Genomic DNA, 20,081 nt, shown 5'->3' with positions numbered 1-20,081 from the left:
TATGCAATGAAGAAGAAAGGATCGTTTTAAAGATTTATTTTGATTAATCTATTAAATTTTGGATAATTTTTTGATTATCCAGAATTGGAGCATCAGATGGCTGAGATCGTATTTGCCGCAGGTGCGCCGCATGCCCCCGGCCTGGTGGGCCTGCTGGGTGCGGCACCGGCCGACGTGAAAGACGTCGTGCAGGACATGTATGCACAGATTCGTGCGCAAATGCTCGAAACACGACCGGACGTGCTCATCGTGGTTGCCAACGATCACCTGGCCAACAGCCGCGTCCGCACCTATCCGGACTTCCTCCTCGGCATGGCGCCGGAGCATCGCGGCCCGTATGAATGGTTCAAGGAATGGATCGGATGCCGCGACTACGTGGTGCAGGGTCGTCCCGATGTGTCCGAAGCGATCTTCCGCGGCATGAACCAGCGCGGGCACCGGCTCTTCGCCGAGCGCGAGAACCTGCGTTTTGACGACAACATCTCCGTGCCTTCCGTGATGCTGAAACTGGACACGACCGGCATCGCACTCGTGCCCATCCTGCAGAACTGCACGGTACCGCCCTTCCCCGACCAGAAGCAGAGCTACGAGTTCGGCAAGGTGCTGGCCGACGTGATCCGCAACGACCTGCCCGCCGGCCTGCGCGTGGCGCTGCTCGGTTCGGGCGGGCTGAGCCACGAGCCGGGCGGCGCGCGCTACTTCTTCATCGACCGCGACTTCGACCTCTGGTTCCTGGAGCTCATGGCCTCGGGTGACCACGAGCGCATGCTGCGCGAGCTGACCATCGACCGCATGGAAAACGCGGGCGCGGGCGGCACGTCGGAACTGCTGGCATGGCTGGTCGTGCTGGGCGCGATCGGTCCGTGCAAAGGCCGGCAATCGGGCTACGCTGTGCATGCCGACTTCAAGTGCGGCATCGGCGGTGTGGTGTGGGACCTGCATGGTGCGAAGTTCGATGCAACCCACGCGCCGCCCGCGCCTCCGCCGCCCGTGGCACTGCCACTCGGCGACCCGCCGCCCGCCCGCCTGGCCGACTTCGACCCCACGCTCGCCGGCCACGACCTGGTGCAGGACCTGAAGTGGAATCCGCCGCTGCGCGAGGAATTCGCGACGAATGAAGCCGCCGTGCTCGACCGCTATGCGCTGCGCCCGCAGGAGCGCGCCGCCATCGAGCAACGCGACTTCCGCACGCTCTACGACATGGGCTTTCACCCGTATCTGGGCGGACAGCTGGCGCGCTTCATCTTCGGCAACACGGCCGGCAAGGGCGCCACCATCGCCGTGCAGAAGCTGGTCGCGTCGCTGCGCGGCAAGCAGGCAGAGGAATTCGGCAAGGACCAGGGAGTGGTCAAGCAATGAGCAACACCATCGACAACACAAACGCGTCCAGCGGCCGCCAGATTGCGCAGCCGGACATCCGCGATCTCTTCGGCTCGCTCGTCTCGCGCGGCGAGATCATCGACCTCTCGCACGAGATGGCGCCCGGAATGCCGGTGTATCCGAAGCACGTGCCCTTCACGCTCACGCTGAACCGTCGCCATTCGGACCCGAATGTGCCCGAGCGGCCCGACGGCTCCACCTACATCAACGAAGTGATCGTGATGCCGGGGCACTGCTCCACGCACATCGACGCGCTGGGGCACTTCGGCCGCTATGGCTGCGTGCACGGGGGCATCCCTGCCGCATCGATCGAGACGCATCAGGGCCTGTCGAAGCTCGACGTGTCCGAGATCGGGCCGATCCTGCGGCCCGCCGTGCTGCTGGACGTCGCGAAATTCCGCGGCGTGGAAAAGATGAACGGTGGCGAGCGCATCCTCGGCGAGGAGCTCAAGGCCGTGGCCGAACGCCAGGGCACGCCCGTGCAGCGTGGCGACATCGTGCTGGTGCGCACCGGCTGGGCGCACCACTGGAGTGACGCGCCGACCTTCAACGGCAAGGGCGGCCTGCCCGGCCCCTGCTCGGACGGCGCGCAATGGCTCATCGACCAGGGCGTCTTCATGGTCGGCTCCGACACGCCGGCTTTCGAGGCGGTGCCCTTCCCGGCCGATTGCGTGCATGTGATGTGTCTGGTGGAGCGCGACATCCACATCATCGAGAACCTGAACCTCGAGCCCATCTCGCAGCGCGGCATCCACCGCTTCATGTTCGTCGGACTGCCGGTCCGACTGGTGGGCGCGACCGGTGCCCCGTTCCGCCCCGTGGCGCTAGCCTGAGATCGCCGTCATGACAGTCCATCATCTCGAGGCCTCGAAGGAAACGGTGCGCGTCGGCGTCATCGACGCCGCGTTCGAGCCGGTGCTCGCCATCGATTCGGGCGACGAGGTCGTCTTCGACACCTGGCAGCTCTGGGGCGACGCGGTCACGCCCGACAGCGACTTCCACCATGTCCTCTCGCTGAGGCAGGCGTTCAAGGGCAAGGGCCCGCACAGCATCACCGGGCCCATCCGGATCAACGGTGCGCAACCCGGCATGGCCTTGCGCGTGGACGTGCTGGAGCTGCGCCTGCGCGACTACGGCTTCAACGTGCTGCTGCCCAAAGGCGTGGGCCGCGGTCTTCTCAAGGACGAGATCGACGGCGGCGAGATCCGCCACTTCAAGCTCGACCGCGACACCATGACCACGCAACTGGGCGACAAGGCCACGGTGCAGTTGCGGCCGTTCCTGGGCATCATGGGCGTGGCACCGGCTGTGGCCACACCGCACATCTCGTCGGTGCCGGGCGAGTTCGGCGGCAATATGGATTGCAGCGAACTTGTCGAAGGCACGAGCCTGCTGCTGCCCGTGTGGGTGGACGGTGCCCTGTTCTACGCCGGCGATGCGCATGCCGCGCAGGGCCATGGCGAGCTCAACCAGACCGCGCTCGAATCGGCCTTCGAGCTTGTGCGCCTGCGCATCACGCTGCTGCCGCAGATGACCTTGCCGCGCCCACGCATCCTCACCGCGACGCACGTGGTCACGATGGGCTTCCACGAGAACCTGCACGAGGCCGCCCGCCAGGCCACGCGCGACATGATCGACCTGCTCGTGAACGAGCACGGCATGACGAAGCAGGACGCCTACGTGCTGTGCTCGCTGCAGGTCGACCTCGTCATCACACAGATCGTCAACGGCAACAACGGCGTGCATGCCAGGCTGCCGCGGCACGTGCTCGCATCCCTCTCCCTCGATCCCCAGCCCTAACCCTTCCTTCAGGAGTTCACCCCATGTCCCTCAATCGCCGCGATCTTCTCCAGCGCTCCGGCGGCATGCTTGCCGCAGGCACCCCCGCGCTCGGCACGCTGCTCTGGTCCGCCCCCGCACGCGCCGCCATCGGCGACACGCTGACAGTCGCCTACAACGCGATGCCGCCGTCGTGGGATCCGAACCTCGGCGTGCACGCCGTCAACCCGACGCTTCAGACCATCCTGCGCACGTTGTACGACCCGCTGATCACGCAGAACGAAGACCTGAGCCTGGCGCCGGGTGTCATCGACCAGTTCAGCTGGAACGCCGAGAAGACCCGCATGACGCTGCGCCTGCGCACCGGTGTGAAGTGGCAGGACGGCACGCCGCTGACGCCAGCCGACATCGAATGGAACCTCAAGCGCTTCGGCGAGAAGGGTGCGAACGTGCTCGCCCCGATCTGGTCGAGCATCAAGAACATCCGTGTCGCGGGCCAGAACATCAGCTTCGACGTCGAGCCCTACCGCGCCAACATGCTGCAGCGCCTCACGTTCCTGTGCTGTTACCTGATTCCCCGCCACCACTACGAGAAGGTGGGCAAGGAAGGGTTCGAGAAGCAGCCGATGGGCAGCGGCCCGTACATGCTCGAACAGTTCGAGCGCGGTGCCTACGCACGCTTCAAGGCCAACCCGCATTACTGGGGCCCCAAGCCTGCATTCGAGAACGTGGTGTTCAAGTTCGTCACCGACCCGACCAGCCGCGTGGCGGAAATCGAGCGCGGCACGTCCGACCTCACGATGGACATTCCCTACGAGGAATACGACCGCCTGATCAAGCGCCCGGGTCTGGCCGGCACGATCGGCCCGATCACCGACGTGTCCATCCTGTTCTTCAACAGCAACGGCGTGATGGAAGACATCAACGTGCGCAAGGCGGCGGTGCATGCCATCGACAAGAAGGCCATCGTGGACCGCCTGCATCGCGGTTATGGCACGTCCGTGGACACGCTGCTCGCCCCGCAGTACCTGGGCTTCGACGCGTCGATCCGCACGCCCTACGACCCCAAGCTCGCGGCGGAACTGCTGGCCAAGTCCGGCTATTCCACGTCCAAGCCGGTGGAGTTCACCATCCAGACCACGCGCGGCTACAAGCCCAAGGACTACGAGACCATGCAGGCCATCGTGGAGATGTGGCGCCGCGTCGGCATCAAGGCCAACCTGGAGGTGTATGACATCGCCAAGCAGTTCGAGCTGCGCTCGCAGCACAAGCTGGCGCCGGCCGCGTTCTACAACTGGGGCAATGCCACGGCCGACCCGGAAAGCTCGCTCGGCTCCGCCATGCAGAGCACGTCGGTGTTCTCGTCCTGGAAGAGCAAGGACGTGGACGAGCGCATGATCCCGCTCTTCAGCGAACGCGACGACGCCAAGCGGCTGGAAGGCTACAAAGCGCTGAACCGGTACATCGCGGAGCAGGCGTACATCCTGCCGCTGTTCCAGTACCACCTGCCGGTGGTGTTCAAGGCGGAGCTGAACCACAAGCACCACATGGCCGGCTTCGTGCTGCCCGCCACCATCACCCGCAAGAGCTGAGGAACGCCGGCACATGCGATCGCCCGCCCTTCTCAAGAAGCTGCTCCTGACGCTGCCCACGCTGTTCGGCGTGCTGGTGGTCGTCTTCGTGCTCATGCGGGTCGTGCCGGGCGATCCTGCTGCGCTGATGCTGTCCAGCGAATCGACCGCGCAGGATCTGGTCGAGGCGCGCAAGTCGCTCGGGCTGGACCGGCCGCTGCCGGTCCAGTTCGCCAGCTACCTGGGCGACGTGCTCAAGGGTGACTTCGGCCGTTCCATCACGATGAAGCAGGACGTGATGGAACTGGTCTTCGGCCGCCTCCCGGCCACGCTGGAGCTCGCCCTGACCGCCCTGTTCATTGCAGCGCCCTGTGCGCTGCTGCTGGCGCTGGTGGCGGTGTACTGGCGCGGCAGCTGGATCGACGGCGCCGTCGATGCATTCAACTCCTTCTGCCTCGCCATTCCCGAGTTCCTCTGGGCGATCCTGCTCATCCTGGCGTTCGCGGTGCTGCTACCGTGGCTGCCGATCTCGGGCCGTCTCGATCCGGTGCAGCAGTTGCAGTTCAGGACACCGTTCTATTTCTTCGAAGCCGTGTTGACCGGCCAGTTCAGGACGGCGGGCCACCTGCTGAGCTATCTCGTCCTGCCCGCAGTCGCACTGGCCCTGCCGTTCATGGCCGTCATCGCCCGCGTGCTCAAGAGCTCACTGGCCGATGCGATGTCGCAGGACTACACACAACTGGCGCGCGTGAAGGGCTTCTCCGAAGCGCGGGTGCTCTCGCGCCACGCCTTGCCCAATGCGCTGCTGCCGACGGTCACCGTCACCGGAGTGCACTTCGTGCTGCTGGTGGGCGGCACCGTGATGGTGGAACTCATCTTCGCTTTCCCCGGCATCGGCAATCTGCTCTACACCGCCGCCATCAACCGCGACCTACCGCTGATCCAGGGCGTGACGATCACCTTCGCGGTGCTGTTCGTCGTCCTCAACACGCTCGTCGACCTGACCTATGCGCTGCTCAATCCGCGCCTTTCGGAGCAGTGAGATTCCCATGAAGCTGCCCAACATCCGACTGCTTTTCGGCTCCGGCGTCCTGCTCGTGCTGCTCGTCCTCGCCATCTTCGGCCCGTGGATCGCGCCGCACGACCCGATGGCGCAAAGCCTGCTCGACCAGTTGCTCCCCCCGTTCTGGTCGGCCCAGAACGATCCCAACCACTGGCTCGGCACCGACAATCTCGGGCGCGACCTCCTGTCCCGCCTGATCCACGGCGCCCGACCCGCGCTGGTGGTGATGCTCATCGGCGCCACGCTCTCCGGCCTGGTCGGCGTGGTGCTGGGACTCATCGCCGGTTACTACGGCGGCTGGTTCGACACGATCATCTCGCGCATCATCGAGATCTTCATGTCGTTCCCGCCGATGCTGCTGGCCATCGTGCTCGCCGCCGTCATCGGGCCCGGCCTGTCGACCGTGGTGCTCGCGATCATCCTGATCGGCTGGACGCGCTTCTGCCGGGTGATCCGCGCCGAAGTCATGGCCATGCGCGAACTGGAATTCGTTGCGTCTGCCCGCACGCTGGGCATGCGCAACTTGCGCATCATCGGCAAGGAAATCCTGCCGAACCTGCTGCCCATGCTGGTAGTGCTCTTCTCGCTGGAGATGGGCCGCGCGGTCGTGGTCGAAGCGCTGCTGAGCTTCATCGGCTTCAGCTCCACCGACATCGCCACCTGGGGCAGCATCATCGCGGACGGCCGCAACTACATCAACCAGGGCTGGTTCGCGGTGTTCCTGCCCATCGTGGCGATCATCGTGACCGTGCTCGGCCTGAACGCCTTCGGCGACGGCCTGCGCCAATCCATCGACCCGGTGATGCAACGATGAATACGCCTGTATCTCCCACGCTTCCCCTGCTCCAGGTGTCGTCGCTGCACCTGTCCATCGCACAGCGCCACGGCCCGGCCACACCGATCCTGCGCAACGTCAACCTCTCGGTGATGCCGGGCGAAACGCTCGGCCTCGTCGGTGAATCCGGCGGCGGAAAAACCATGGTGGGCAAGGCCGTGCTCGGCATCCTGCCCGCCATGGCGCGCATCGACGACGGTGCCATCGAATTCGCCGGCCACAACCTGCTCTCGCTGTCGCCGGGCATGCACCGCCGCATGCTCGGCAAGGACATCGCCATGATCCTGCAGAACCCGATGACGGCGCTCAACCCGGTGTTCCGCATCGGCCGGCAAATCACCGACATCATCCGTTACCACCTCGGCGTGAGCAGCCAGGAGGCGAAGGCCCGCGCGCTGGCCATGCTCGAAGCGGTGCAGATCCGCGAGCCGCAACGCGTGTTCGATCTGTATCCGCACGAGCTCTCGGGCGGCATGTGCCAGCGCGTGGTGATCTCCATCGCTTTCAGTTGCGAGCCGAAGCTCATCATTGCGGACGAGCCGACCACCGCGCTCGATGTGACGGTGCAGCATCAGATCCTCAAGCTGATCAAGTCGCTGCAGCAGCGCGTGGGCACGTCGGTGTTGTTCGTCACGCACGACCTCGGTGTCGTGGCCAAGGTGTGCGACCGGGTGAGCGTCATCAACGCAGGCCGCATCCTCGAGTCAGGTACGGTGCAAGAGGTGTTCAGCGCTCCCAGGCATCCGTACACACGAGCCCTCTTCGCCGCCGCGCCACGCTACGACCAGCCCGATGCGCCGCTGCAGGCCGTCCCCGAAAGCCTGCGCGCGCAACTGCTCGCCGAAGCCCGCGCGTACGATAAGGAAAGGCAGGCTACCCGTGCTTGAAGCGAAGAACCTCCGCGTGGCGCTGCCCGACCGCAGTCGCAAGCCCGTGTTCGGCAAACCTCCGCTGGTCGAGATCATCAAGGGCATCGACCTGCAGGTGAGCCAGGGCGAATGCGTCGGCGTCGTCGGCGAATCGGGCTCCGGCAAGAGCACGCTGGCCCGGGCGCTGATCCGCCTCTACCAGCCGACGGGCGGCACGCTGACCTTCCAGGGCGATGACATCACGAATCTCGGCGAGTCCGCGCTGCAGCCGTACCGGCAGCAGATGCAGATGGTGTTCCAGGATTCGCAGTCCGCGCTCAACCCGCGCCGCACGCTGGGAGACATCCTGGCTGAGCCCTTCCTGGTGTTCGGTCACGCGCGCACGGCGAAGGAAGCCGCCGATAACGCCGCCGACCTGATCACAGAAGTCGGCCTGCCGAAAGATTTCCTCAAGCGCTATGCCCATCAGCTCTCGGGCGGCCAGCGCCAGCGTATCGGCCTCGCGCGCGCCATTGCGCTGCGCCCGTCGCTTGTGATCGCGGACGAAATCGTGTCAGGCCTCGATGTATCGGTGCAGGCACAGATTCTCGAATTGCTCAACGAACTTCGCGCGCGCACCGGCATGGGCGTCGTGCTGATCAGCCATGACCTCTCGGTCGTGCGCGCCGTGTGCGATCGCATCGTCGTCATGCGATCGGGCCAGGTGGTCGAGACCGGCGACACGAAAGCGGTCTTCGCGCAGCCGGAACATGCCTACACGCGCAAGCTGCTGCGCGCCATCCCGCTGCCCGAAGTCGACCCGCACTGGCTCGACACGGCGGACCAGGACGAAGAAGTAGGGACGGCCGCAGCGGGCGGCTGAATCTCAGGCGACGCGGCGGGGACGGCCGCGGCGGGGCGCCGGCTTCGTGGCAGATGCGCCACCCGCCTCTTCGCCACGCATGGCCGGGGAAGAAATTTCCTGCAGCCTCTGCGGATCGACCTGCATCGCGTCCGTGGTGAGCGCCGCCTGCTTCTGGAAGTGCGCCTTCAGCAGACTCGTCGTCTTCTCACGATCGTGGGCAAGCGCGGCCTGCAGGATGCTTTCGTGCTCGTCATCGGCGGCTTCCGCGCGCTCGGCGTACTGCCAGAAATGGCGCCTGTACCGCTCGAGCTGGTCGTAAAGCTGGTCGAAGAAGTGCAATGCCCAGGGCGAACCGCATGCGCTGCACAGGGCGTAATGGAATTCGCGGTGACGCTGCTCCCAGTCGTCTTCGGCCGCGCGGCGTTGCTCGGGACCGGCCTGCCGCAGGGCGACTTCGGCGCGCTTGAGACGGTGCGAAGCACTGAGCACACGGGTCTCCCACTCTTCGCCGCCATGCTCGATGGACAGGGAGGCCGCGAACATCTCGAGCTGGGCGCGCAGCGACGACACATCCATCATCTCGCCGAGATTGATGGGCGCAACGATGAATCCCTTGTGGTCCTCACCGTGCACGAGCCCTTCCGCGGCCACCTGGAACAGGGCTTCACGCAACGGACTGCTGCCCACTTCGTACATGCGCGTGAGGCGCTCGAAAGTCAGACGTTCACCAGGCTGGAGTTTGCCCTGGATGATGTCCTGCCGGAGCTTGCGCGCCGTCTGTCCCGCCAGCGTTCGCGGCATGTCATCACGCGGCACCCCGGCACGCGGCCCCCACGCAACCGGACGGTTGCTGCTCTGACTCGAACTCATCGAGGGATTGTATAAGTTGGCCGGGATTCTGGATAACGCCGTGTATTTCCGAAGCAACAATGAAAAGAGGCCCCGAAGGGCCTCTTTCAATCCGTCAAAAAGTCGGGATCAGCGAACGACGGCGATCTGCTCGCGCTTGCCACCCTTGTAGGTGTACAGGGTCAGCGCGCCGTTCTTGATGTCGCCCTTGTCGTCGAAGGCGATGTTGCCGGTCACGCCCTTGTACTCGATCTTGGCGAGTTCGGGCAGGTACTTGGCCGGGTCTGCGGAACCGGCCTTTTCCATGGCAGCAACGATCACGTTCACGGCGTCATAGACGTAGGGGGCGTAGATCTGGACTTCCACACCGTTCTTTTCCTTGAACTTGGTCTTGAATGCGTCCAGGCCTGCCTTCAGGTCACCGTCCACACCGCCGGCTTCGGCGCACACCACTTGCTCGTCGGCCAGCGTGTCGCCGGACAGCTTGGGCAGTTCAGCCGTGCAGATGCCGTCGCCGCCCATGAACTTGACCTTCAGGCCCAGTTGCTTGGCTTGCTTGATCATCGGGCCGGCCACAGCGTCCATGCCGCCGTAGAACAGCACGTCCGGCTTGGCGGACTTCAGCTTGGTCAGGATGGCGTTGAAGTCGGTCGACTTGTCGGTGGTGAATTCGTGGCCCTTGATTTCGCCGCCGGCAGCCTTGACTGCCTTCTCGAATTCTTCAGCCACGCCCTGGCCGTAGGCGGTACGATCGTCGATCACGACGATGGACTTGCCCTTGAGGGTGTCGACAGCGTACTTGCCCAGCGTGCCGCCCAGTTGGCCGTCATTGGCCACCACGCGGAAGGCGGTCTTGAAGCCTTGTTGCGTGTACTTGGGGTTGGTTGCGGAGGGGGAGACCTGGGGAATGCCAGCGTCGCTGTAGATCTTGGAGGCGGGGATGGTGGTGCCGGAGTTCAGGTGGCCGACCACGCCGTTGACCTTGCTGTCGACCAGCTTCTGGGCAGCAGCAGTGCCTTGCTTCGGATCGGCGCCGTCGTCTTCGGCCAGCAGTTCGAACTTGGCGGTGGCCGAGCCGATCTTCACGCCCTTGGCGTTCAGTTCCTCGATGGCCAGCTTGGCGCCCAGTTCGTTGTCCTTGCCCAGGTGGGCAATGGCACCGCTCGTGGGGCCCACGTGGCCGATCTTGACGGTCACGGTTTCGGCAGCGGGTGCCGCAGCGGGAGCGGCTGCAGGTGCAGCTGCCGGCGCGGGTGCTTCTTCTTTCTTGCCGCAAGCAACAACCAGCATTGCGGCCAAGGCGACCGCGGTCCACTTCAATTGCATAAAAGCCTCCAGGAACGGAAAAGTTAAGGTGTCGGTTTATAACCCGGCGGGCCCGCAAAAGCGTGTATTGACGGGGCCTCGCGCCGTGCGAAGGATGCTAGCACAAGGCTTTCGCGCCGATAGGCGGCAACATCAGTTTTTCTGCGGGTTCTGCGCCGAAGCAACAGGCGGTCTGCCGGCCAGTTCATTGCCCACGGCCTGGGCGACGAGATCGGTCACCACGGCCTCGATTTCGGCGCGCATGTGCTGGGCCAACGCCTGGCTGTGCTGCAGTGCAGCGGCCGAGATGGCCTCCCGCAACCGCAGGGCCAGCGTCTGGTCCACACGCTGCAGCACGCGCTGGATCAGGGCTTCCTGCATCTGCGGGGACAGGGCCATGGGGCCACCCTGTCCGGATGCGCCGTAAGCCGGCGCTACAGCGACGTCGGCCTGCCCCTGCACGACCTCCGTGAGCGTGGGAACGAAGCGTGGCGGCGTGCGGTTGGGCGCGTTCATGGGCGCGGCTTTCAGGTTGGAGGTTTGAGATTGAGGTCGTGCCGCACGATCGGGTAACCGCGGTCGGTGTAGTGCTTCCAGCGGCTGCGGGCCTGCCCACGGTCGTCATCGTCCAGTGTCACCACTTCGATCAGGCGCTCATAGCGCTCGAAACCGGCCGGAACCTCGCCGCCGAGGTTGACCAGCACCTGCTGGTGTGGCGTCTCGCGGCTGCTTTCGGTCAGGTACACGGGTGATTGCGCCTTGACCGATGCGTTCGCCGCACTGCGGCAATGCGGCAGGAATTCGAGTGCGCCGAAGGTCCATAGCGCCACGTCCAGTTGCCCGAGCGTCGCGGAATCCCCGGTCACCACGACCCGGGCCTTGCTGGCCACCGCCTTGCGCAGCAGCCGGCAGGCGTAGGCCACCTTGTCCGGCGCGTTGAAGTGGAAGGCGATCTCGGTCATCGGAACCCGGTCATCGGAAATCAGTGCGACGCTGCGCTCAGCGCGCCTTGCGTGCGGCCTTCGCCGCCGGTGCAGGCTGCCGGGCCAGCAGGTACTCGAGCAGCAGGGGCACCGGGCGGCCGGTCGAGCCCTTGGCGCCGCCGCTTTTCCATGCGGTGCCCGCAATGTCCAGATGCGCCCACGCGAAGCTGCCCGCAAAGCGCTGCAGGAACTTGGCCGCGGTGATGGCCCCGCCCGCGCGGCCCGCCACGTTGGCAACGTCGGCGAAATTGGTCTTCAGGCCTTCTGCGTAGTCGTCATCCAGCGGCATGCGCCAGCACAGGTCCTGCGCGCGGTCGCCGGCGGACTGCAGGTCGGCAGCCAGCTTGTCGTCGCTGGCGAACAGTCCGCTGCGCACGCCGCCCAGCGCAATGACGCAGGCACCGGTGAGCGTGGCGATGTCCACCACCGCCGCCGGCTTGAAGCGTTCGGCATACGTCAGCGCGTCGCACAGGATCAGGCGCCCCTCGGCGTCGGTGTTGAGCACCTCGATGGTCTGGCCGCTCATGCTGGTGACCACGTCGCCCGGCTTCAGGCTGCGCCCGTCGGGCATGTTCTCGCAGGCGGGGATGATCCCGACCACGTTCACCGCAGGCTGGATGTCCGCCAGCGCGCGGAACACGCCCAGCACGCTGGCCGCGCCGCACATGTCGAACTTCATCTCGTCCATCTCGCCGGCCGGCTTGATGGAGATGCCACCGGTGTCGAAGGTGATGCCCTTGCCCACCAGCACGACCGGCGTCACCGACCTGGCCGCGCCGTTGTACTTCAGCACGATGAAACGCAGCGGCTCTTCGGAGCCCTGTGCCACCGCCATGAACGAACCCATGCCGAGCCTGGCCACTTCCTTGGGGCCCAGCACTTCGCACTGGATGCCGCCCTTGCGCGCCAGCGAGCGGGCGGCTTCGCCCAGCAGCGTGGGTGTGGCGTGATTGGGCGGGCGGTTGCCCCATTCCTTGGCGAATTCGATGCCTGCCACCGTGCCGGCGGCCCGCGCGACCTGCGCGCGCACCTTGGCGGCGTCCGGCACGCCGAGTGTCACCGTGGTGATCTTGCGGCCCTCCGCCTTGGACTTGGTGGTGGTGTACGCATAGCTGGACTCGGCCGCAGCGACCACACTGGCCTGGATGGCCGCATCGGAAGGCGGCCCGGCAAAAAGCACCACCAGCTTGCGCACCGGCTGCGACTTGAGCATGCCGACCGCGGACGCCACGGCCGCGCGCACCGCCTTGGCCGACCCGTCACCCGCGCCCGCCAGCAACACGCGGCGCGCCGAAACGCCCGCCGGCTTGTACAGGGAGAGCAGCTTGCCGGCCTTGGGGTCGAAGTCACCGGCGGCGATGGCTTCGCCGGCCAGCTTCGACAGCACGTCCTTGCCCGGCTTGGCGCCTTCGGTGATCAGCACCACGAGGGCATCGGTCTTCTCGCTGGCAGCCGCCACGAGGCTCAGGGTCTTGGTCTGAAAGTCCATAATCAACGCTTTTCCTTCGAACCGATGTTATTCCATTCCTCGCTCCGCAAGGAGCTGGCCCGCAGCTTCGGGGCCACGCTGGTCGTCCTGGTCACCATCGTCATGACGATGATGCTGATCCGCACGCTCGGCCTGGCCACCAAGGGCAGCGTCAACCCGTCCGACGTGATGCTGGTGATGGGGTACACGGTCATGGGCCAGTTGCCCACCATCCTGAGCCTGAGCCTGTTCATCGCCATCGTGGGCACGCTATCGCGCATGTACCAGGACAGCGAAGTCGTCATCTGGTTCGCCGCCGGGCGCGGACTGGCCGGTTTCATCGGGCCGCTGATGCGCTTTGCGTGGCCCGTGCTCGTGGTGATCGCCGTGCTCGCGCTGGGCGTGTGGCCATGGGCCAACCAGCAGTCGCAGGATCTGCGGGACCGCTACCAACAGCGCGGCGACCTGGAACGCATCGCGCCCGGCCAGTTCCAGGAGTCTTCCGGCGGTACGCGCGTGTTTTTCATCGACAAGGAAACCGCTGGCGGCACAACGGGCAGCAACGTGTTTATCTCGATCAACGAAAAGGGCAAGCAGTCCATCACCTCGGCCCGCACCGGCCGCGTCCAGACGATCAACGATTCGCAGTTCCTGATGCTGCAGAACGGCCAGCGGCTGGACACCACGAATGACAAGCCCGAGCTGCGCGTGAGCGAGTTCGAGGAATACGGCACGCAGGTCGGCTCGAACGCGCTGGGCAGCCAGGACAGCGCGCCCACCAAGACGCGCAGCACCCTCACGCTGCTGCGCGATCCCACACCCATCAATCTGGGTGAGCTGGCCTGGCGCATCGGCCTGGCACTGGCGGCTTTCAACTTCGTCGTGCTGGCGATTGCAGTGTCCAGCGTGAACCCGCGCGCGGGGCGCAGCGGCAACCTGATCTTCGCCCTCTTCTCCTTCGTGGTGTATTTCAACCTGCTCAACCTCGGCCAGAGCTGGGTGGCCTCGGGCCGCGTGGGCTTCGGCGTGCTGCTGCTCGGCCTGCATGGCGGCATCCTCGCGCTGGCGCTGCTGTGGCTGGCCAAGCGCCACAACAACTGGTCGGTCATGAATCTGCTGCGCCGCCGCCATCCCCATGGAGTCACGGCATGAGAACCATCCGACGCCTGATCTACGGAGAAGTGCTGGCCGCCGTGGCCTTCGTCGCCGTGGGCTTCCTCGCGCTCTTCTTCTTCTTCGACCTGGTGGACGAATTGCCCAACATCGGCAGGAGCGGGCCCGACGGCTACCAGATCACGCATGCGCTGATGTATGTGGCGCTGCTGGTTCCCAGCCATTTGTACGAGCTGCTGCCCATCGCCGTGCTGATCGGCACGATTTTCGTGATGGCGCGTTTCGCCCAGAGTTCGGAATACACCATCCTGCGCACGAGCGGGCTCGGTCCGTGGAAGGCGATGCGCACGCTGCTCGTGCTGGGCGCATCGTTCGTGGTGCTGACCTTCGCCGTGGGTGACTATGTCGCGCCTGCAGCCGACCGCACCGCGCAACTGCTCAAGTCACGTTACACAGGCCGCATCTCCATCGGGCAAACCGGCGCGTGGCTCAAGGAAAAGCAGCCGTACAGTTCGTTCGCCACCAATGTCGGCTCGCTCAACGCCGATGGCGACATGCACAACATCCGCATCTTCGAGTTCGACAACCAGGGGCGCATGGTCTCGACCACACAGGCCCCCACGGCCCGCTTCGGCAACGACGGGGCCTGGCTGCTCGAGAACGCCGAACGCAGCGAATTCAGCACCGGCGCCGACCGGGCCATCGTGCAGCACAGCGAAATGGCCACCTACCGCTGGCCCACGGAGATCACGGCCGAAATGGTGTCTGTCGCGCTGCTCAAGCCGGATCGCATGCGCACCATCGACCTGTTCCAGTACATCAACCACCTGGACGCCAACGGCCAGACCGCGCAGCGCTACGAGATCGAGTTCTGGCGCAAGGTGTTCTACCCGCTCAGTTGCCTGGTGATGGTGGTGCTGGCGCTGCCCTTTGCCTACCTGCATTTCCGCTCGGGCGGCCTTGCCGCCTATGTGTTCAGCGGCGTGATGATCGGCATCAGTTTCTTCCTGCTGAACAACGTGTTCGGCTACATCGGCAACCTGCAGAACTGGCGGCCGTGGCTCACGGCGGCGGCTCCGGGGTTGATCTACTCGGTGTTCTCGCTGGGTGCGTTCGGCTGGCTGGTGCTGCGCAGATAGCGGGACACCAGCTTGAGCCACGCCGTCATCCTGCTTGCCCACGGCTCGCGCGACCCCGCGTGGCGCGCGCCCATGGAAGCAGTGGCCAGGCAGATCGCCCTTCTCTCGCCGTTCACGCCCGCACTGTGCGCGTATCTCGAATTGAGCGAGCCGACCCTGGCGCAGGCCGGCGCGACGCTGGTCGGCAACGGCGCGCAAAACATCCGCATCGTCCCGATGCTGCTGGGCGTCGGCAAGCATGCACGGGAAGACATTCCCCGTCTGGTGGCCGAGCTGAAGATCAGGCATCCGCAGGTGGCGTTCGAGCTGGCGCCTGCCGTCGGGGAATCCGCCGTGCTGGTCGATCTGCTGGCGCGCATCGCGCTGGGCCGGGGCTGAACGCATGGCAACGCCGCACAAGACGCCGCACAAGACGCCGCGCAAGACAGCGCCACGCACGACGGCCGCCCGGACCAACGACCCCGAGCGCACGGTCGCGGACATCATCGAAGTCGCGACGCGCGAGTTCGCGGAAAAGGGCTTCGCCGGCGCACGCATCGATGTGATCGCCGACGCCATGCGCACCAGCAAGCGCATGATCTATTACTACTTCGGCAGCAAGGAAGCGCTGTACATCCGCGTGCTCGAAGAGGCCTACCACCGCATCCGCAGCATCGAGGCCGAACTGCACCTGGCCGACCTCGACCCGGAAGCCGCACTGCGCAAGCTCGTCGCCTTCACGGTGGACTACCAGCGCGCCAACCCGGACTTCATCCGCCTCGTGATGAACGAAAACATCCATCGCGGTGAATTCCTCGCGCAGAGCAAGCTGATCCACAAGCTCAACGTCCCCGCCATCAGCGCGGTGCGCGAGGTTTACGAGCGCGGCGTGCAGGGCGGCGTGTTCCGCGCCGGGCTCGACCCGGTGGACCTGCACATGTCCATCAGCGCCCTGAGTTTCTTCAACGTGGCGAACCACCACACCTTCTCGCTGATCTTCAAGCGCAACCTCGAGACCGCCCGGGCCATGAATGCGCGGCGCGACAGCATCGTCGAGATGGTCGTGCGCCACGTCCGCAAGTAATCCCGTCCGCCCGGCCTGCGGGAAAGTCCTCATGCGACAAAACTAACCAGTTCGTACATTTTGGAGAAACCAACCAGATCCAAGGAGACATCACCATGAAACGCGTCTTCCTCAAGACACTCGCCGCCGCGCTGGCGGTCTGCGCAATTGGCACCACGGGTACCGCCATCGCGCAGGAACGCACCATCAAGGTCGGCCTGCAGAACCCTGCCGGCCATCCGGCCGTGATCGGCGCCGAGCGCTTCGCCGAAATCGTCGCGGCGAAGTCCGGCGGCAAGCTCAAGGTGCAGTTGTTCCCCGGCGGCTCGCTGGGCAGCGACGTCCAGACGGTGTCGGCGCTGCAAGGCGGCACGGTCGAGATGACGGTGCTGAACTCCGGCATCCTGGCCGCACAGGTGAAGGAATTCGCCGTCTACGACTTCCCCTTCCTCTTCTCCACACCCCAGGAAGCCGACGCCGTGGTGGACGGTCCGTTCGGCAAGAGCCTGCACGCGAAGCTCACCGACCGTGGCCTCATCGGCCTGGCTTACTGGGAACTGGGCTTTCGCAACCTCACCAACAGCCGCCGCGCCATCCACAAGGTCGAAGACATTGGCGGCCTGAAGCTGCGCGTGATTCCCAACCCCATCAACATCGACTGGGTGAAGGCGCTGGACGCCAACCCCACGCCCCTCGCCTTCCCCGAGCTGTACGCCGCACTGGAGCAGCGCGCAGTGGACGGGCAGGAGAACCCGCTGAGCGTGATCCTGGCCAACAAGTTCGCCGAAGTGCAGAAGCACCTCGCGCTCACCAACCACCAGTACAACCCGCAGTCCGTCATCGTCAGCAAGCGCTTCTGGGACCAGCTGTCCGCCGGTGACCGCCAGATCCTGCAGGACGCCGCGAACGAGGCCGGCAAATACCAGCGTCAGGTTTCGCGCGAGCAGGCCGCCGCGCAACTGGACCAGTTGAAGAAGGCCGGGATGCAGGTGACCGAACTGCCGCCCGCCGAACTGGCGAAGCTGCGCGAGCGCATGAAGCCGGTGATCGACAAATACGCCGCCACGGTGGGCGAAGCGTCCGTCAAGGAACTGATGGCGGAGATCGCCAAGGTGCGCAAGTAATCAGGGGGGCGGGAGCAAGGCAGTACATGGGCGCGAAGTACATGGGCGCGAACGACAGCATCGAACAGGCCACGCGAACCCTGACGGGCGACAAGCTCCTCGTCGGCCTGATCGGCGCCGGCATCCAGCGCTCGCTCTCGCCTGCCATGCATGAGGAAGAGGCCCGGCACCACGGCTTGCGGCTGCACTACCAGCTGATCGACCTCGACGCCTCCCCGGGCCGGCCACCGGAACTCCCCGCCCTGCTTTCTGCGCTGCAGGCCATCGGCTTCGGCGGTGTCAATGTCACTTTCCCGTGCAAGCAGGCCATCGTGCCGCTGCTGGACGACCTGTCGCCCGATGCGCGGGCCATGGGCGCGGTCAACACGGTGGTGATGCACGAGGGCCGCATGGTCGGCCACAACACCGACGGTTCAGGCTGGGCCTGGGGCTTCCGTCGCAGCTTGCCGAACGCGAACCTGTGCTGCGTGGTGCTGCAGGGCGCGGGCGGCGCGGGCTCGGCCATCGCGCACGCATTGCTGCGGATGGGCACGCGCGAACTGCGCATCGCCGACCAGTTGCCCGAACGCTCACGCGCATTGGCAGACGCACTGCAGCGGCTCCATCCCGCAGCATCGATACTGGCCACCGACCGCATCGAAGCAGCGCTGGACGGTGCAAGCGGCCTCGTGCACGCCACCCCCACCGGCATGGTGAAGCTGCCCGGCCTGCCGGTGCCGTCCGCCCTGCTGAGGCCGCCGCTTTGGGTCGCCGAGGTGGTGTACTTCCCGCTCGAGACCGAACTCCTGCGCGTCGCGCGCGCGCTGGGCTGCGAGGTGGTGGACGGCGGCAAGATGGCTGTCGGCCAGGCGGTCGGCGCGTTCGAACTCTTCACCGGCCGCAAGCCGGACGCCGCGCGCATGGAAGCGCACTTCCACGCCATGATCGCCAGCAGGGGCACCGCATGAAGACTGCCAGCCCGGCTTCACGCGAAGCCATCCCTGCCCCGCCGAACCCGCTCGGCCTGTCGGGCATCGAATTCATCGAATACGCGACGCCGCGCCCGCAGGCGCTCGGGCAGGTGCTGGAAACGATGGGTTTCCGGCCGGTCGCGCGCCACCGCTCGCGCGAGGTCACGCTGTACCGCCAGGGCAGCATGAACCTCATCGTCAACGCGCATCCGGACGACGCACGCGTGAGCGCGCTCGAAGGCGGCGTGCCGGTGCTTTCGGCGGTCGGCCTGCGCGTGCAGGACGCGGCGATCGCACACCGGCGCTGTGTGGACCTGGGTGCGTGGGACGCCCCGAGCCATGCCCGGGCGATGGAGCTGCTCATCCCCGCCATCCTCGGCCCCGGCGGCAGCCGATTCCATTTCATCGACCGGCGCACCGGCATCCCGATCTGGGACATCGACTTCGTGCCGATCCCCGGTGTCGACACGAAGCCGCCCGCGCTCTGCGGCATGGACTACTTCGGCATCGTCCAATACATCGGCGTGGCGCGCAGCGCGGACTGGATCGCGTTCTACGAGGAGATGCTCGGCTTCACCACCATGCCCGCCGAGCGCCGCTTCGGCATCATGCCCAAGGGCACCCTGCTGTGCAGCCCCTGCGGAAGCTTCCTGTGGCAACTGGTGGAGCCCGACCCGTCATTCGACGACGGCCCCGGACGCGAATCGCTGGAGCGCATCGGCCTGGGCGTGGCGGACGTGGCGCAGGCCGTGGCCACACTCAAGCAACGTGGCGTGCACTTCGTCGAATCGGAACGGTTGCACCCCGAAGACCGCGGTGCGCTCACGCAGCCGGTGCTCGGCTCCGTTGCCTTCGAACTCGTCCACCGCAGCGCGCCATGAACCACCTGCACGCTTTCGGCATGGACACCATCACGCTGGCGGGTCCGCTGGAAGCCAAGCTGCAGGCCATCGCCGAAGCCGGTTTCGGGCAGGTGATGCTCAATGCCCGCGACCTCACCAGCCACCCGGGCGGCGCCGACGCGGCAGCCGCCGCCTTGCGCGCGAGCGGCCTGCGGGCCACGGGCTTCCAGGTGCTGCGTGATTTCGAAGGCCTGTCGGGCCACCTGCATGCCTACAAGGTGGACATCGCCAAGCAGATGCTGCGCATGTGCGAAGCCGTCGGCTCGCGCGTGCTGCTGGCCTGCTCCTCCACTTCGGCCCACGCCACGCAGGACATGGACGCGATCGCGAAGGACCTGCGCAAGCTCGCGATGCTCGCGCAGCCACTGGGCATCCGAATCGCATACGAAGGCCTCTCGTGGGGCCGCACGATCAACGAGTACACCACCGCTTGGGACGTGGTCTGCCGCGCCGACAGCCCCAATCTGGGCGTCTGCCTCGACTCCTTCCACATCCTCGCCGCGCGCACGCCGCTGGATGCGCTGGACGACATCGACGCGGACCGGATCTTTCTCGTGCAACTGTCCGACTTCCTCTGGCAGGAAACGAAAACGTTCGAGGAACGCATGGCCACGGCGCGCACCTACCGCGTGTTCCCCGGCGAAGGCGTGCACGAGGAGCAGCTCACCGGCATGTTGCTGGCACTGGAGCGTATCGGCTACCGGGGTGACTACAGCTTCGAGGTGTTCAACGACGACTACCAGCAGATGCCGCCGGCGTTCGTGGCCGAGCGGGCACGCCGCAGCGCGGTCTGGCTGCACGACGACGTGCTGCATCGTCCGGGGGCACTTCCCATAGATGGCTGATGCATAATGATTCAACTCTT

Annotated in this window: 21 protein-coding genes; 16 read left to right on the top strand and 5 right to left on the bottom strand. The window is 65.8% G+C overall.

Annotation, left to right across the window (positions count from 1 at the left end):
* Positions 1-96 precede the first annotated feature (96 nt).
* From ACO2Q9_RS10525 to ACO2Q9_RS10490, 8 genes are read left to right on the top strand one after another with little or no spacing between them, the layout of a single operon-like run.
* The gene (locus tag ACO2Q9_RS10525) at positions 97-1,359 is read left to right on the top strand and encodes a hypothetical protein (protein WP_423310991.1); all 1,263 of its coding nucleotides are present in this window, start codon (positions 97-99) and stop codon (positions 1,357-1,359) included.
* Positions 1,356-2,213: a cyclase family protein gene (locus tag ACO2Q9_RS10520; protein ID WP_423310989.1), complete on the top strand. Its 858-nt coding sequence runs from the start codon at positions 1,356-1,358 to the stop codon at positions 2,211-2,213. Before ACO2Q9_RS10525 ends, ACO2Q9_RS10520 begins: the two co-directional genes overlap by 4 nt.
* Positions 2,214-2,223: 10 nt before the next feature.
* Positions 2,224-3,180, top strand: a complete 957-nt coding sequence (locus tag ACO2Q9_RS10515) for an acetamidase/formamidase family protein (RefSeq protein ID WP_423310987.1) — start codon at positions 2,224-2,226, stop codon at positions 3,178-3,180.
* 23 nt (positions 3,181-3,203) lie between these two features.
* The gene (locus ACO2Q9_RS10510; protein WP_423310985.1) at positions 3,204-4,751 is read left to right on the top strand and encodes an ABC transporter substrate-binding protein; all 1,548 of its coding nucleotides are present in this window, start codon (positions 3,204-3,206) and stop codon (positions 4,749-4,751) included.
* Positions 4,752-4,764: 13 nt separating this feature from the next.
* Positions 4,765-5,772: an ABC transporter permease gene (locus ACO2Q9_RS10505; RefSeq protein WP_423310983.1), complete on the top strand. Its 1,008-nt coding sequence runs from the start codon at positions 4,765-4,767 to the stop codon at positions 5,770-5,772.
* 7 nt (positions 5,773-5,779) lie between these two features.
* The gene (locus ACO2Q9_RS10500; protein ID WP_423310981.1) at positions 5,780-6,607 is read left to right on the top strand and encodes an ABC transporter permease; all 828 of its coding nucleotides are present in this window, start codon (positions 5,780-5,782) and stop codon (positions 6,605-6,607) included.
* Positions 6,604-7,515 carry an ABC transporter ATP-binding protein gene (locus ACO2Q9_RS10495; protein ID WP_423310979.1) on the top strand — a complete coding sequence of 304 codons (912 nt, stop codon included), beginning with the start codon at positions 6,604-6,606 and terminating at the stop codon, positions 7,513-7,515. Before ACO2Q9_RS10500 ends, ACO2Q9_RS10495 begins: the two co-directional genes overlap by 4 nt.
* Positions 7,508-8,359 carry an ATP-binding cassette domain-containing protein gene (locus ACO2Q9_RS10490; protein ID WP_423310977.1) on the top strand — a complete coding sequence of 284 codons (852 nt, stop codon included), beginning with the start codon at positions 7,508-7,510 and terminating at the stop codon, positions 8,357-8,359. Before ACO2Q9_RS10495 ends, ACO2Q9_RS10490 begins: the two co-directional genes overlap by 8 nt.
* 3 nt (positions 8,360-8,362) lie before the next feature.
* Here the strand turns inward: ACO2Q9_RS10490 and ACO2Q9_RS10485 are convergent, their stop codons facing one another.
* The 5 genes from ACO2Q9_RS10485 to ACO2Q9_RS10465 all read right to left on the bottom strand — a co-directional run bounded on the left by ACO2Q9_RS10485 (position 8,363) and on the right by ACO2Q9_RS10465 (position 12,967).
* A complete protein-coding gene (locus ACO2Q9_RS10485; protein ID WP_423310975.1) occupies positions 8,363-9,211 on the bottom strand; it encodes a GntR family transcriptional regulator in 849 nt (282 codons plus the stop codon).
* Between the two features lie 108 nt (positions 9,212-9,319).
* Positions 9,320-10,516, bottom strand: a complete 1,197-nt coding sequence (locus ACO2Q9_RS10480; RefSeq protein WP_423310973.1) for a branched-chain amino acid ABC transporter substrate-binding protein — start codon at positions 10,514-10,516, stop codon at positions 9,320-9,322.
* A gap of 132 nt (positions 10,517-10,648) precedes the next feature.
* On the bottom strand, positions 10,649-11,011 hold the full coding sequence (locus ACO2Q9_RS10475; protein ID WP_423310971.1) for a hypothetical protein: 363 nt from the start codon (positions 11,009-11,011) through the stop codon (positions 10,649-10,651).
* An 11-nt stretch (positions 11,012-11,022) separates the two neighbouring features.
* Positions 11,023-11,457 carry a DNA polymerase III subunit chi gene (locus tag ACO2Q9_RS10470; protein ID WP_423310969.1) on the bottom strand — a complete coding sequence of 145 codons (435 nt, stop codon included), beginning with the start codon at positions 11,455-11,457 and terminating at the stop codon, positions 11,023-11,025.
* Positions 11,458-11,494: 37 nt separating this feature from the next.
* Positions 11,495-12,967: a leucyl aminopeptidase gene (locus tag ACO2Q9_RS10465; RefSeq protein ID WP_423310967.1), complete on the bottom strand. Its 1,473-nt coding sequence runs from the start codon at positions 12,965-12,967 to the stop codon at positions 11,495-11,497.
* 24 nt (positions 12,968-12,991) lie between these two features.
* Here ACO2Q9_RS10465 and lptF point away from each other — a divergent pair, with 24 nt between their 5' ends.
* From lptF to ACO2Q9_RS10425, 8 genes are all read left to right on the top strand, one after another.
* The gene (lptF, locus tag ACO2Q9_RS10460; protein WP_423310965.1) at positions 12,992-14,098 is read left to right on the top strand and encodes an LPS export ABC transporter permease LptF; all 1,107 of its coding nucleotides are present in this window, start codon (positions 12,992-12,994) and stop codon (positions 14,096-14,098) included.
* Positions 14,095-15,198 (top strand): LPS export ABC transporter permease LptG, encoded by a 1,104-nt coding sequence (lptG, locus tag ACO2Q9_RS10455; RefSeq protein ID WP_423310963.1) that lies wholly within the window; start codon positions 14,095-14,097, stop codon positions 15,196-15,198. The genes lptF and lptG overlap by 4 nt, the downstream gene beginning before the upstream one ends.
* A 12-nt stretch (positions 15,199-15,210) precedes the next feature.
* Complete coding sequence (locus ACO2Q9_RS10450) at positions 15,211-15,576, top strand: sirohydrochlorin chelatase (RefSeq protein ID WP_423310961.1); 366 nt, start codon at positions 15,211-15,213, stop codon at positions 15,574-15,576.
* A 4-nt stretch (positions 15,577-15,580) separates the two neighbouring features.
* Positions 15,581-16,261 (top strand): TetR/AcrR family transcriptional regulator, encoded by a 681-nt coding sequence (locus tag ACO2Q9_RS10445; RefSeq protein ID WP_423310959.1) that lies wholly within the window; start codon positions 15,581-15,583, stop codon positions 16,259-16,261.
* Between the two features lie 95 nt (positions 16,262-16,356).
* Positions 16,357-17,364 (top strand): TRAP transporter substrate-binding protein, encoded by a 1,008-nt coding sequence (locus tag ACO2Q9_RS10440; RefSeq protein ID WP_423310957.1) that lies wholly within the window; start codon positions 16,357-16,359, stop codon positions 17,362-17,364.
* Positions 17,365-17,444: 80 nt separating this feature from the next.
* Positions 17,445-18,311 carry a shikimate dehydrogenase gene (locus ACO2Q9_RS10435; protein ID WP_423311248.1) on the top strand — a complete coding sequence of 289 codons (867 nt, stop codon included), beginning with the start codon at positions 17,445-17,447 and terminating at the stop codon, positions 18,309-18,311.
* Positions 18,308-19,195: a VOC family protein gene (locus ACO2Q9_RS10430; RefSeq protein WP_423310955.1), complete on the top strand. Its 888-nt coding sequence runs from the start codon at positions 18,308-18,310 to the stop codon at positions 19,193-19,195. Before ACO2Q9_RS10435 ends, ACO2Q9_RS10430 begins: the two co-directional genes overlap by 4 nt.
* The gene (locus ACO2Q9_RS10425; protein ID WP_423310953.1) at positions 19,192-20,061 is read left to right on the top strand and encodes a sugar phosphate isomerase/epimerase family protein; all 870 of its coding nucleotides are present in this window, start codon (positions 19,192-19,194) and stop codon (positions 20,059-20,061) included. Before ACO2Q9_RS10430 ends, ACO2Q9_RS10425 begins: the two co-directional genes overlap by 4 nt.
* Positions 20,062-20,081 lie beyond the last annotated feature (20 nt).

The sequence above is a fragment of the Variovorax sp. VNK109 genome (assembly GCF_049445855.1).
Classification (GTDB): Bacteria; Pseudomonadota; Gammaproteobacteria; order Burkholderiales; family Burkholderiaceae_C; genus JAGOCV01.
This window is presented reverse-complemented; position numbering and strand designations above follow the sequence as displayed.

Coding starts and splice junctions, on each gene's coding strand:
- ACO2Q9_RS10525 (WP_423310991.1), top strand. CDS start 97: ATGGCTGAGATCGTATTTGCCGCAGGTGCGCCGCATGCCCCCGGCCTG.
- ACO2Q9_RS10520 (WP_423310989.1), top strand. CDS start 1,356: ATGAGCAACACCATCGACAACACAAACGCGTCCAGCGGCCGCCAGATT.
- ACO2Q9_RS10515 (WP_423310987.1), top strand. CDS start 2,224: ATGACAGTCCATCATCTCGAGGCCTCGAAGGAAACGGTGCGCGTCGGC.
- ACO2Q9_RS10510 (WP_423310985.1), top strand. CDS start 3,204: ATGTCCCTCAATCGCCGCGATCTTCTCCAGCGCTCCGGCGGCATGCTT.
- ACO2Q9_RS10505 (WP_423310983.1), top strand. CDS start 4,765: ATGCGATCGCCCGCCCTTCTCAAGAAGCTGCTCCTGACGCTGCCCACG.
- ACO2Q9_RS10500 (WP_423310981.1), top strand. CDS start 5,780: ATGAAGCTGCCCAACATCCGACTGCTTTTCGGCTCCGGCGTCCTGCTC.
- ACO2Q9_RS10495 (WP_423310979.1), top strand. CDS start 6,604: ATGAATACGCCTGTATCTCCCACGCTTCCCCTGCTCCAGGTGTCGTCG.
- ACO2Q9_RS10485 (WP_423310975.1), bottom strand. CDS start 9,211: ATGAGTTCGAGTCAGAGCAGCAACCGTCCGGTTGCGTGGGGGCCGCGT.
- ACO2Q9_RS10480 (WP_423310973.1), bottom strand. CDS start 10,516: ATGCAATTGAAGTGGACCGCGGTCGCCTTGGCCGCAATGCTGGTTGTT.
- ACO2Q9_RS10475 (WP_423310971.1), bottom strand. CDS start 11,011: ATGAACGCGCCCAACCGCACGCCGCCACGCTTCGTTCCCACGCTCACG.
- ACO2Q9_RS10470 (WP_423310969.1), bottom strand. CDS start 11,457: ATGACCGAGATCGCCTTCCACTTCAACGCGCCGGACAAGGTGGCCTAC.
- ACO2Q9_RS10465 (WP_423310967.1), bottom strand. CDS start 12,967: ATGGACTTTCAGACCAAGACCCTGAGCCTCGTGGCGGCTGCCAGCGAG.
- lptF (WP_423310965.1), top strand. CDS start 12,992: ATGTTATTCCATTCCTCGCTCCGCAAGGAGCTGGCCCGCAGCTTCGGG.
- lptG (WP_423310963.1), top strand. CDS start 14,095: ATGAGAACCATCCGACGCCTGATCTACGGAGAAGTGCTGGCCGCCGTG.
- ACO2Q9_RS10445 (WP_423310959.1), top strand. CDS start 15,581: ATGGCAACGCCGCACAAGACGCCGCACAAGACGCCGCGCAAGACAGCG.
- ACO2Q9_RS10440 (WP_423310957.1), top strand. CDS start 16,357: ATGAAACGCGTCTTCCTCAAGACACTCGCCGCCGCGCTGGCGGTCTGC.
- ACO2Q9_RS10430 (WP_423310955.1), top strand. CDS start 18,308: ATGAAGACTGCCAGCCCGGCTTCACGCGAAGCCATCCCTGCCCCGCCG.
- ACO2Q9_RS10425 (WP_423310953.1), top strand. CDS start 19,192: ATGAACCACCTGCACGCTTTCGGCATGGACACCATCACGCTGGCGGGT.